This window comes from Nocardia sienata NBRC 100364 (genome assembly GCF_001613205.1).
Taxonomy (GTDB): Bacteria; Actinomycetota; Actinomycetes; order Mycobacteriales; family Mycobacteriaceae; genus Nocardia; species Nocardia sienata.
The window spans coordinates 302,413-313,976 of record NZ_BDBX01000003.1 but is presented as its reverse complement, the minus strand read 5'-3'; the positions used below and the strand labels follow the sequence as shown (position 1 = coordinate 313,976).

At 68.3% G+C, this 11,564-nt stretch carries 13 protein-coding genes; 5 read left to right on the top strand and 8 right to left on the bottom strand.

The window, feature by feature from the left end; translation table 11 throughout:
- The first annotated feature begins 149 nt into the window (after positions 1-149).
- Entirely contained in the window at positions 150-1,016 is an 867-nt protein-coding gene (locus tag NS4_RS02550) for an LLM class F420-dependent oxidoreductase (RefSeq protein WP_063057802.1), read from the top strand.
- 21 nt (positions 1,017-1,037) lie between these two features.
- On the opposite strand, the gene NS4_RS02545 is transcribed toward NS4_RS02550, so the two are convergent.
- From NS4_RS02545 to NS4_RS31975, 6 genes are all read right to left on the bottom strand, one after another.
- Complete coding sequence (locus tag NS4_RS02545) at positions 1,038-2,099, bottom strand: glucosidase family protein (protein ID WP_063057801.1); 1,062 nt, start codon at positions 2,097-2,099, stop codon at positions 1,038-1,040.
- Entirely contained in the window at positions 2,086-2,817 is a 732-nt protein-coding gene (locus NS4_RS02540) for a class I SAM-dependent methyltransferase (RefSeq protein ID WP_039824572.1), read from the bottom strand. The genes NS4_RS02545 and NS4_RS02540 overlap by 14 nt, the downstream gene beginning before the upstream one ends.
- A complete protein-coding gene (locus NS4_RS02535; RefSeq protein WP_063057800.1) occupies positions 2,811-4,073 on the bottom strand; it encodes a glycosyltransferase family 4 protein in 1,263 nt (420 codons plus the stop codon). The genes NS4_RS02540 and NS4_RS02535 overlap by 7 nt, the downstream gene beginning before the upstream one ends.
- The gene (locus tag NS4_RS02530; RefSeq protein WP_063057799.1) at positions 4,073-4,948 is read right to left on the bottom strand and encodes an LLM class F420-dependent oxidoreductase; all 876 of its coding nucleotides are present in this window, start codon (positions 4,946-4,948) and stop codon (positions 4,073-4,075) included. Before NS4_RS02530 ends, NS4_RS02535 begins: the two co-directional genes overlap by 1 nt.
- A gap of 70 nt (positions 4,949-5,018) precedes the next feature.
- Complete coding sequence (locus NS4_RS02525; RefSeq protein WP_063057798.1) at positions 5,019-5,420, bottom strand: carboxymuconolactone decarboxylase family protein; 402 nt, start codon at positions 5,418-5,420, stop codon at positions 5,019-5,021.
- Complete coding sequence (locus NS4_RS31975; RefSeq protein ID WP_157105852.1) at positions 5,417-5,623, bottom strand: hypothetical protein; 207 nt, start codon at positions 5,621-5,623, stop codon at positions 5,417-5,419. The genes NS4_RS02525 and NS4_RS31975 overlap by 4 nt, the downstream gene beginning before the upstream one ends.
- 175 nt (positions 5,624-5,798) lie before the next feature.
- On the opposite strand from NS4_RS31975, the gene NS4_RS02520 reads away from it, so the two are divergent.
- The 4 genes from NS4_RS02520 (at position 5,799) to NS4_RS02505 (ending at position 9,680) form a co-directional block, all read left to right on the top strand.
- Positions 5,799-5,999 (top strand): ferredoxin, encoded by a 201-nt coding sequence (locus NS4_RS02520; protein WP_039825088.1) that lies wholly within the window; start codon positions 5,799-5,801, stop codon positions 5,997-5,999.
- Positions 6,000-6,229: 230 nt separating this feature from the next.
- Positions 6,230-6,781 carry a nuclear transport factor 2-like protein gene (locus tag NS4_RS02515; RefSeq protein WP_063057797.1) on the top strand — a complete coding sequence of 184 codons (552 nt, stop codon included), beginning with the start codon at positions 6,230-6,232 and terminating at the stop codon, positions 6,779-6,781.
- A gap of 5 nt (positions 6,782-6,786) precedes the next feature.
- Positions 6,787-8,037, top strand: a complete 1,251-nt coding sequence (locus NS4_RS02510) for a hypothetical protein (RefSeq protein ID WP_063057931.1) — start codon at positions 6,787-6,789, stop codon at positions 8,035-8,037.
- 41 nt (positions 8,038-8,078) lie between these two features.
- On the top strand, positions 8,079-9,680 hold the full coding sequence (locus NS4_RS02505; protein WP_063057796.1) for an acyl-CoA synthetase: 1,602 nt from the start codon (positions 8,079-8,081) through the stop codon (positions 9,678-9,680).
- A 55-nt stretch (positions 9,681-9,735) separates the two neighbouring features.
- Here NS4_RS02505 and NS4_RS02500 read toward each other — a convergent pair whose 3' ends face one another.
- Together NS4_RS02500 and NS4_RS02495 are read right to left on the bottom strand one after the other, a co-directional pair.
- The gene (locus tag NS4_RS02500; protein WP_063057795.1) at positions 9,736-10,422 is read right to left on the bottom strand and encodes an ABC transporter ATP-binding protein; all 687 of its coding nucleotides are present in this window, start codon (positions 10,420-10,422) and stop codon (positions 9,736-9,738) included.
- Entirely contained in the window at positions 10,419-11,456 is a 1,038-nt protein-coding gene (locus tag NS4_RS02495; RefSeq protein WP_218020283.1) for an ABC transporter permease, read from the bottom strand. The genes NS4_RS02500 and NS4_RS02495 overlap by 4 nt, the downstream gene beginning before the upstream one ends.
- Positions 11,457-11,564 lie beyond the last annotated feature (108 nt).

Sequence of the window (11,564 nt, the reverse complement as noted above, 5' to 3'; positions counted from 1 at the left end):
GGCGACGCGACGGAGCCCCTACCTGGACACGGCGGTATCGGGCCGGATACATCCTTCCGACCCGCCCGTCACGGCTTGACCTGGAGCGCTCTCCAGGTCGTAGCGTGTGCTCGACGGATAATCCACCACGGCAAGGGGAGACGAATCCGATGGAACTCGGGTTGCACATTCCGATTTTCGAGATCGACGGCGGTACCGGCGCCATCGCCGGTGAACTGGCACTCGTCGGGGCGGCGGCGGAGGCGGCCGGGGCTACCTGGCTGTCGTTCATGGACCATTTCTTCCAGATCGAACCGACCGGGCTGCCCGCCGAGGCGAACATGCTGGAGGGCTACACCAGCCTGGGGTACATGGCCGCGCACACCTCCACGATCGAACTCGGCCTGCTGGTCACCGGCGTGACCTACCGGCACCCCGGTCTGCTCGCCAAGATCGTCACCACCCTCGATGTGCTCTCCGGCGGCCGCGCCGCGCTCGGTATCGGGGCCGCCTGGTTCGACCGCGAACACCACGGGCTCGGGGTGCCGTATCCACCGGTCGGGGAACGGTTCGACCGGCTCGAGGAGACGCTGCGCATCTGCGCGCAGATGTGGGATCCGCAGAACAACGGGCCGTTCGAGGGCAAGCACTATCAGCTGGCGGAAACCCTGTGTTCGCCGCAGCCGCTGCACCGGCCGACCGTGCTGATCGGCGGCGGCGGGGAGAAGCGCACCCTGCGGCTGGTGGCCCGCTACGGCGACGCCTGCAATCTGTTCGCCTCGAGCACCGAGGAAGTCGCGCACAAACTCGATGTGCTCCGCCGCCACTGCGACGATCTGGGCACCGATTACGACCGGATCCGCAAAACGGTCCTGGCGGGCAGCCCGGACCCGACCGCCCACGACGACTTCGTCCGCCAGATGGCGGGTTACGCCGAACTCGGCGTGCACACCGCGATCGTCATGCCGCCCGGCGGCTCCCCGGCCGGATGGGTGGACACACTCGCCCCGGTGGTGCCGAAGCTCGCCGAACTCTGAGCGGTGACGTCGTCCCGGGCGTCAGCCGGTGACCCGCACGGGCACCGCCCGCCCCGGGACGGCGTCGGCGGCGAGATCTCGGAAGATCCCGTTTCCGGCACTCGCCCGGGACAGGGCGTCCGCGGCCAGGATCACCGCGGCGCCGGTCCAGGTGGTGCGTTCCACCGGCCAGCGTTTCCCGTCCGCGTACACCAGCCCGGTCCAGTAGGATCCGTCGGTCTCCCGCAGATGCTGGATGCTGGCCAGCAGGGGCAGGGCGCGGTCGCGGTCACCCAGGGCGTCGAGGGACAGGACGAGTTCACAGGTTTCGGCGCCGGTGACCCAGGGCCGGTCGCTGACACAGCGGATACCGATATTGCCGACCACGAAGGTGTCCCAGCGTTGGGCGATGCGGTCGTACCCGGCGCGTCCGCGCAGCGCCCCGCCCAGGACCGGGTAGTACCAGTCCATCGAATACCGGTCCTTGCGGGTGAACACCTGCGGATGGTCGCGCAGTGCGCTGCCGAGCCGGTCGCGGGCGGTCTCCCACTCCGGACGGGGGTCCCCGAGCCGGCGCGCGAGCGCCAGGGCGGCGCCGATGCTGTGGTACATACTCGCCGAGCCGGTCACCAGCGCCTCGGGCAAAACCTTGTCGCCGTCGCGCAACCAATAGATCTCACCGTGCTCGCCCTGGCTCGCGACGACCAGGTCGATCGCGGCGGCCACCACCGGCCACAGATCGGCCGCGAACGCGGTATCGCCGGTGACCGCGAGGTAGTGCCAGACTCCGGTGGCGAGATAGGCGCAGAAGTTCACATCGGTGGCCGGGTCCTCGATCTCGCCGGCGCGGAACTGCCGTGGCCACGACCCGTCGGGGCGCTGGGTGCGCGCCGACCAGGTGTAGGCGGAGACGGCTTCGTCGCGCAGCCCCGCGACGGTGAGCGCCATCGCCGATTCGATGTGATCCCAGGGGTCGGTATGCCCGCCGGGGAACCACGGGATCGCGCCGTCGGGTTCCTGCGCGGCGGCGATGGACTGCGCGGTCTGCAGGATCTGGCGGCGGGTGAGAACCGAAGGTACCGAGGGGAGTTCACCCGCCGGCACGGGTCACCGCCGGCTTGCTGAAGTACAGCGCCACGCTTTTGCCGACCAGCGGGTCGAGCAGGCGCTCCGCCGTCCGGGTCAGCGCCGGTTGTTTCATCATGTCCCACACCAGCATCCGATGGTAGGCGCGCACCAGCGGATGCTCGGTCTTGTGTACGCCCACCGCGCATTTGATCCACCAGTACGGCGAGTGCAGGGCGTGCACATGGGTGCGGTGGGTGTGCCGCAGGCCGCGCGCGGTGATCTTGTCCCGCAGCTCGTCCGCCTTGTAGATGCGGATATGTCCGCCCTCGTTGGCGTGGTACTCGTCCGACAGCGCCCAGCACACCCGCTCGGGCAACCACCGCGGTACGGTCACCACCAGCTGCCCGCCCGGGCGCAGCACCCGCACGAGTTCGGCGATGGCGGCGTCGTCGGCGGGGACGTGCTCCAGGATCTCCGAGGCGATGACGACATCGAATTCCCCGGCGCCGTAGGGCAGGTCCAGAGCGTCACCGTGGACGGCTTCGGCCTTCGCTCCGGCGGGCGCTTCCCCGGCCTGGGCCATGGCCTCGAACATGGTCGCGACGCCGGCGAGTTCGGGGGCGTCCTGATCGAAGGCCACGACATCGGCGCCGCGACGGTAGGCCTCGAACGAATGCCGGCCGGCACCGCAGCCCACATCGATGACCCGGGTACCCGGACCGATCCCGGCGCGGTCGAAGTCGACGGTCAGCACGAGACGCCTCCTGTGATGAATTCTGCCGATCCGGTGTGCCGGGCGATGGCCCGCTCGTACACCTGCACGGTCTGTGCGGCCACCGATTCCCAGCTGAACACCGAGACGGCCCGGTTCCGGGCGGCGGTCTGCATCCGCTGCCGGGTCTGGGGGGAATCCAGCAGCTGCCCGATCACCCGGGCCAGTTCGGCGGAATCGCCGGGCTCGGTGAGTTCGGCGCAGACGCCCGGCTCACCGACAACCTCCGGAAGCGCGCCGGTGCGGCTGACCACCAGCGGGGTCCCCGACGCCATGGCCTCCACCGCGGGCAGCGAGAATCCCTCGTAGAGGGACGGGATGCAGGCGATCTCCGCCGACGCCAGAACCTCGGCGAGTTCGGTATCGGTGAGCCCGGCGCGGACGGTGACGATATCGGAGAGGCCTAGTTCGGCGATCTGCTTCTCGGTGGGCCCGTTGGGCTCCAGTTTCGCCACCAGCTGCAGTTCGACCCGGTGGGTGATCCGCAACCGGGTCAGCGCCTGCAGCAGATGCGTGATGCCCTTGAGGGGTTTGTCGGCGCTGGCGACGGCGACGATCCGGCCTGGCACGCGGGGACCGCGCGGGGCGAACAGTTCGGTGTCCACACCCAGTGGCACAACATTGAGCTGCCCGGGATCGACACCGAAATCGTCGGCGATATCGGTGGCCGACGATGAGGAGACGGTGAGCAGGTCGGGGATCCGCCGGGCGATACGCTCCTGCATACCGAGAAACCCGTACCAGCGGCGCACCAGCGGTTTGCGCCGCCAGACGGCCGCCGCCAGGTCCACTTCGCGGTCCTTGGTGATGGGATGGTGCACGGTGGCGACCAGCGGCAGCCGTTTCGCGATATCGAGCAACCCGCTGCCCAGACACTGATTGTCGTGCACGACGTCGAAATCGTGGACCCGTGTCCGCAGCAGCCGGGCGGCGCGCATGCTGAAGGTGCGCGGTTCCGGGAAGCCGGCGGTCCACATGGTGGCCAGTTCCAGCAGATCGATTCGGTCCCGGATCTCGCGGGGATGCGGCGTGCGGAACGGGTCGTCGTCGCGATAGAGGTCCAGGCTGGGCACCTCGGTCAGGGTTACGCGCGGATCCAGGTCGGCGGGATAGGGCTGACCGGAGAAGACCTCCACGTCGTGGCCGAGTTCGGCCAGTCCGGCGCTGAGGCGGCGCACGTAGACCCCCTGCCCACCGCAATGAGGCTTGCTGCGGTAGGACAACAGGGCTATCCGCACTAGCTGTCCTCGCCGGTCTCGGTGATCGAATTCATGCTTCGCAGTTTGCCAGCCAGCCGTTCGAGATAGGCACGCACCTCCGGTTCCCCTTTGTCCGGCAAGCCGTACAGCACATCGGTGACACCGTCGGCGGCCCAGGACGCCAGGCGTTCGGCGTCGGGTTTGAAATCCAGGGCCACCACCCGCGGCGCACCCTCGCGACCGGCGTCGGCCCACGCCTTCTTCAGCGTCGCCAGGCTGCCGGAGATATCGTTCTCCCCGGGGGTGGTGATCCAGCCGTCGGCGTGTTTCGCGATCCAGGCGCAGGTCCGTTCGGTACCGGCCGCGCCGATGAGGACGGGAACCGTGCGGTCGACCGGCTTGGGCCAGGCCCAGCTGGGCCCGAACTTCACGAAGTCGCCGTCGTAGGCGGCCTCGTCCTCGCGCCACAGCGCCCGCATGGCCTCCAAATATTCGCGCAGGGCGGTGCGGCGTTTGTTGCCGGGTATGCCGTGATCGGCCAGCTCGTCGGTGTTCCAGCCGAAGCCCGCGCCCAGGGTGACCCGGCCGCCGGAGAGATGGTCGAGCGAGGCGATGGTCTTGGCGAGGGTGATCGGATCGTGTTCGACCGGCAGCGCGACCGCGGTGGCCAGTTCGATCCGTTCGGTGACCGCGGCGGCGGTGGCGAGCGCGACCCACGGGTCGAGGGTGCGCATATAGCGGTCGTCGGGCAGCGACGCGTCGCCGGTCTGGGGGTGCGCGGCTTCGCGTTTCACCGGGATATGGGTGTGTTCGGGGACGTAGAAGGAAGAGAATCCGTGGTCCTCGGCGGCCCGGGCCGCGGCGGCGGGGGCTATCCCGCGGTCACTGGTGAACAGAACGATGCCGAAACGCATACTCGTGTGCCTTGTCTGTGGTGGGGCCGGCGGGCCGTGGCGCGTCCCGGCGGGTGGGAGATCGTGGTCGTCAGCGGCCGTTGTCGGCGGCTTTCTTCGCCTTCTTGGCGTGCTGGTCGAGCTGGGCGCCGATCACATGGTCCAGTGAGGTGCCGGCCGGCCAGCCCACGTAGTGGCAGAGGAACAGCGCGATCTCCCGCAGCTGGGTTTCGTCGAGTTCCTCGTTCTGCAGGGCGGCGCCGACCTGGATACCGGCGACATCGAACAGGCCCTGGGCGGTGAGCGCCCCGAGCAGCAGCAGCCTGCGATCACGCAGGGTGAGGCCGGGACGCGACCAGATATCGGCGAACAGGTGGTCGGCGGTGACGGCGAAATGCTCGCCGGGACCGTCCTTGAATTCCCATCCGTAGACCTCCGCCATCTTGGCCAGCCCGCGTTCACGCACGGTGGACTCGGGGGTGGGGTCGCTCATGGCTGCTCCTTCTCCGCCGGATCCGCTCCGCCGGAAGTGTCTGGACAGGTGTACGGAATATAATTCGGACGCTCGCCGCCACGCAAGAACACGTTCTCGTTCCCGCTGCGGGAAACCGTCAGGAAAGTATGTGCCGCGACATTCGCGAATCGTCTCGGCCCCGGCACCGATTCTGGGAAAATCGCTGAATCGTTGTCGGGCACATCTGTCGATGGTAGCGTCCAGACACATGTCCAGCTATGTGTCTTCCCGACGGGCCGATCGCCCATCACCCGGGAGGAACTCGTTCTCGGACCGGGCAGGTTCCGACCCGGGAGCGCCACGCCCCGCCGTCCCCGGAAACCGCCCCGCACACTCCACGCCGAGGGAGCACACATCATGAAAATCGTGGCCGATCTGGACCTGTGCCAAGGACACGCCGTCTGTGCCGCCGAAGCGCCGGACGTCTTCTCCGTACCCAAACGCGGCCAGGTGGAGATCCTCGACCCGAACCCGGGCCCGGAACTGAAAGCAGACGTCGACAATGCCGTCCGCTACTGCCCCACCCAGGCCCTGCTGCTCGTCGCCGATACGCCATGAGCGAGTCAGGCCCGGAGGCGGTAGCGCAGCGTGACCACGCAGGGCCCTCGCTCATGGCCGGACAACACCGACTGAGCGGATCTGGGCCGCACGCGCGCTGGTGCGACACCGTCGCCCGCGCCTCGACTTCCGCGTCGGCACGTCGACCGATCACCTGCCTCACCCGTGCTCGACGACCACCGCTACCGACTAGATCCAGCCCACAAATCCTTTTCGAAAGGGACACATCCATGACAGGTTTCGACCGCGCCGAACTCGACGAGATGGTGCGCCGCTGGGTGGCGGAGAACGAACGATGTGAGAAGCTCGGCGACTGGAAGCCGCTCGCCGATATGTACACCGCCGACGCCACCTACGGCTGGAACTACGGCCCCAAAGACGAATTCATGGCCGTCGGCCGCGACGAGATCCGCGATCTCGCCCTCGGCCAGGAGATGGAGGGCCTGGAGGGCTGGCAGTACCCCTACCAGCAGTTCGTCATCGACGAGCGCAGCGGCGATGTGATCGGCTTCTGGAAGCAGGTCTACGACACCACGCCTCGCGCCGACGGCAGCAAGTACACGGTGAACGGCATCGGTGGCAGCTGGTTCCGCTACGGCGGCGACTACCAGTGGTCGTGGCAGCGCGACTTCTTCGACTACGGCAATGTCTCCGCGCTGTTCCTGGAGATGATGACCGATAAGGCCATGTCGGACGGGATGAACGCGCGGATCGCCAAGGCCACCTCGGGCCGGCTGCCCGGCTGGTACAAGATCGGCACCGCGCCGGCCTCCCTCTGGTGACCCCGATGTCCGTACCCACCAGCAGGTTCCACGAGCTGACCCGGGAGCAGCTGGCCGTCCTGGTGCCCGAACTGCTGCTGTGCGGGCAGCTGATCGACCGGTCCGGGATGGCGCACTGCATCTCCGCGTTCGGCCGGGAGGGAATGGCGCAGGTCGCGATCGAGGAATGGCAGCTGTCCAGCCCGGTCTATACCCGGCGGATGCAGCGGGCACTCGGTTACACCGGCGACGACGTGGTCACCATCTTCAAGGGACTACAGCTCGATATCGGCGCGCCACCACAGTTCATGGACTTCCGGTTCCGCGTCGACGACGCCCGCCACGGCGAGTTCTGGCTCGACCACTGCGGCGCCCTGGTCGATGTCGAACCGTTGGGCCCCGACTATGTGACGGCCATGTGCCACGACATCGAGGACCCCACCTTCGACGCCACGGCACTGGCCACCAACAAGTACGCCCAGGTGCGGCCCATCCACCGCCCACCCCGGGTCCCCGCCGACCGGCATCCCATGTGCGCGTGGACGGTGATCATCGACGAATCGCACACCCCGCCGGAGGTGCCACGCAATGCGCCGCTGGTAGAGGAGTCGGTGGCCGCGCGGTTACCGCTGGCCGATATCGACCCGGGCGACGAGGGCCGCGCCGACTACAGCGGGCCGCTGCTCAGCGATCTGCGGTTCGCCGACTTCTCGCATTCGGCCCTGGTCCGGATCGCCGAGGAGGTGTGCCTGCAACAGCATCTGCTGGTACTCGGGTTCATGATCGCGGTGCACGAACGCACCGATGACGATGCCGCACTCGAGATCGGGCGCAAACAGTTCACCGGAATCGCCGGGGTGGCCGCGGAACGGATCCGGGCATGCCTCGGGCTGGGCACCGATCTGGATGCGCTCGCCCAAGTGCTGCGCGTCCATCCGGCGCTGAATCCGCGGCACTACACCGATGTCGAAGTCGAGCCCGGCATCGGTGTCCTGCGGATCCGTTTCCCCGGCGGCAGCGGCGCGCTCACCGACCGCGGCTGGCTGTCGATGGTCGAACCCGGGTGTCTCGGCCCGCTGGACGCGCTGGTCCGTGGGGTCGACCCGCATCTGCGGAGCCGGGTCGTCGACGAGGGACCCGACGGCTGGACCGCCGAGATCTCACGCGCCGACGAACCGTTCGCCGAAGCGCCGGAGGTGGCGATCACCCGCTTCAGCACGGGCGTCGATTTCCGATTCACCGACCGCGGTATCCCACTCCCTCTCACCGTTGTCTGACCCCTCCCGGCACCCAGTGCCCGGCCCACCGCAGGACTGATATGGCCAATAACTTCGCCGACCTGTTCGAACATTCGGTCGACGCCATGCCCGACCGGATCGCGCTGATCGAGGAGGGTCGGCGCGTCACCTACCGTGAGCTGGACGAACGCGCCAACCAGCTCGCCCATCACCTCGCGGCCCAGGGGGTCACCCGCGGCACGCATATCGGGTTCCAGATGCACAACGGTATCGACACCATGCAGACGCTCATCGCCTGCTTCAAACTGGCCGCCGTACCGGTCAACATCAACTTCCGGTACGGCCCCGAGGAACTCGCCTACCTCTACGACAACGCAGACCTCGAATATCTGGTGTATCACGCCTGTTACGGGGATGCGGTACGGGCCGCGGCGCAGCGGTCGCCACGGCTGAAATATCTGCTGTGCGCGGCCGACGACCGCACCCCGGCCGACCCCGATGTCGACTGCCTGGCCGAGGTCACCGCGGCGGCACCCACCACCCGACCGGAGGTACCGCGCACCGCCGACGATCTGTTCGTCATGTACACCGGCGGCACCACCGGTATGCCCAAGGGCGTGCTGTGGCGGCAGGAGGACATGTGGCGGGTCCTCGGCGGCGGGATCGATTTCTACAGCAACGAGCCCGTCACCGACGAATACCAGCAGTCCCGCACCGGCGCCGCGGGCGAACCCTCCACCTGGCTGATCCTGCCGCCGCTCATGCATCTGGCGGCCATGATGCCGACCTTCATCGCGCTGTGGTCCGGTAACTGCGTGATCTTCGTACCCCGGTTCGATCCCGCCCATGTCTGGCGCACGGTGGCCGCCGAACGGCCCGGGGTCATGGTGATCACCGGTGACGCGATGGCCCGTCCGCTCATCGACTCCTACCGCGCCGACCCCGTCGACGCCACGGGGCTGTTCATGATCGCCTCGGGCGCCGCCCTGCTCACCCAGCCGACAAAGAACGCACTGCTGGACCTGATCCCGAACCTGTTCGTCTCCGATTCCATCGGCTCCTCCGAAACCGGCTTCGGCGGTATCGGCTTCGCACAACGCGACGAGGACCCGGCGCGGAAACCACGGGTATCGATCGGGCGCGGCGCGGTGGTCGTCGACGACGACGGGTGTCCGGTGGCACCGGGCGGAGAGGGCTGGCTGGCGAAGACCGGCGCGGTCCCGATCGGCTACTACAAGGACCCGGAGCGCACCGAGAAACTGTTCAAGGTCGTGGACGGGCAGCGGATAGTGGTCACCGACGATCGGGCCCGGCTGGAGGACGACGGCACCATCAGCCTCATCGGCCGCGGCAATATGGTGATCAACACCGGTGGCGAGAAGGTGTTCGCCGAAGAGGTCGAGGGCGTGGTGAAAGCGCACGCCGATATCTACGACGCCACCGTGATCGGAATGCCGCACGAACGCTGGGGCCGGCAGGTCGCAGTGGTCGTCAGCCTCACCGGGGACACACTGGACCTCGAGGGTCTGCGCGCCCACGTCCGCGGCCACCTCGCCGGGTACAAGGTGCCCCGCGCGGTATGGATCACGGACACGATCGTGCGGTCCCCCAGCGGTAAACCCGATTACACCTGGGCCCGGAAGTACGCGGCGGAGCGCGAACCCGACCATCGGTCGGACTGAGATCCAGCGATACGGGCGCAGGCAGGCACCCACTGCGGGCGCTGCGGGGACACGGTCAGACCCCGGCCGCCGCCGGAGAGTGCAGTCGGCCGTCGCGTACCTCCACGACTCGATCGGCCGCCGTGAGGTGGGTCGGGTCATGCGTGACCATGACGGTAGCGATCCCGCGACGGTGGGTCGAGCGAGCGATCAGATCGACGACGGCCGCCCCACGCTCGCGGTCCAGGGCACTGGTGGGCTCGTCGACCAGGAGCACAGCCGGGTCGTTCATCAGCGCCCGGGCGATGTTCACCCGCTGACGCTGACCACCGGAGAGTTGGTGCGGACGCCGGCCGGCCACGTCGGCCAGACCGACCGATTCGAGTATCCGCAGGGCCCGGTCGTGCACGCCCCGGGTGCTGCCGCCGGTGAAGCGCGCCGCGACCGTCAACTGTTCGGCTGCGGTGAGCGCGGGCAACAGATTGGGTTGCTGGAAGACGATCCCGATCTTCTGCCGACGGAGAACGGCCAGCGCTCGCCGCGACATGCCGCCGGTCTCGATACCGTCCACGGTCACCGTCCCCGAATCCGGAGTGATGAGCGTGGCCGCTACGGCCAGCAGACTGGATTTGCCGGAACCGGAGGGACCCACCACGGCGGTGAGCGTGCCGGCGGATACATCCAGGTCCACAGCCTCCAATGCCGTCGTACGTACCGGACCATCGGGATAGGACAGGGTGACAGCGGTCAGATTCAGGGTCATCGCACGGACTCCAGAGCGGTCAAGGGGTCGACAGAGGTGATGTGGCGAATGGACAGGGCAGAGCCGAGCAGGCCCAGCACTATCAGTGACGCTCCCGATACCGCGGCGTCCGCGGGCGTCAGCAGGAACGGCACGGACGCGCCGCGGACGGCGGCACCCAGCCCGATCGCCAATCCGGTGCCGAGCAGCGTGCCACCGGCCAGCAGGACCGCCGCCTGGCCCAGGGCGTCCGCGAGCAACCGTGCGGTCGACGCGCCCAGCGCTTTCAGAACGGCGACGTCACGGCTGCGCTGGATGGTCCACACGGTGAAGAACGCGCCGACGACCAGCGCGGAAATGACGAACAGAAGCCCGCGCATCAGCTGCAGCGAACTGTTCTCGGAGGTGTAGGACCCGATTGCGGCCAGCGAATCGCGCGTCGAGACCGTTGTCGTCCCGGCCGCCTCGTCGATGTCCCGCACGTCCACCCCCGCGTCCGTATTCAGCGCGATGACGGTCGCGATCGGTTCCCCGTGTCCCTCCACCGATGGCACGGTGCGGCGCCAGGCGTCCAACCCGGTCCAGACAACGGGAGTGTGCGCGAACGAGGCGTCACCGCGCACCGCCGCGACCGTCAGCGTCCGGCCGGCGAACGTAAACGTTTCGCCGAGCCCGACGCCGAGGTCCTCGGCCGCGGCGCCGGACAGTATCGCTGTCCCCTCACCGATCAGGTCACCGGCGGGGGCCAGGGCCGAACCGGGCCGGACCCCGAACACGCCGACCCCTGCGGTTCTGCTTCCCGCTTTCGCGGTGACGGTGCTTATTCCCAGCGGTTCGGCAGTCTCGACGCCGGGGGTATCCGCCCATATCCGCCACTGGTCCTCGGTGATGAGGGATTCGGTGTACGACAGTTCGGCGGTGGTGCCGTCCGCGCCGAACACGATCTTGCCTGTGGGCAGACCGGTGATCGCGGAGACATTCTGCTGCGCCAAGCCGGCGGTCAGGCCGGACAGCACTCCGATCAACAGGCTGATCAGCGCGATAACGATGCCCATGAGGGCGAATCTCCCGCGGGCGAACTTCAGGTCTCTCCAGGCGACGAACACGGCCGGCAGCCCTTTCATGAGGGGGTGGTGTCTCCACCCTCGCCGCCCGGCGCCGCG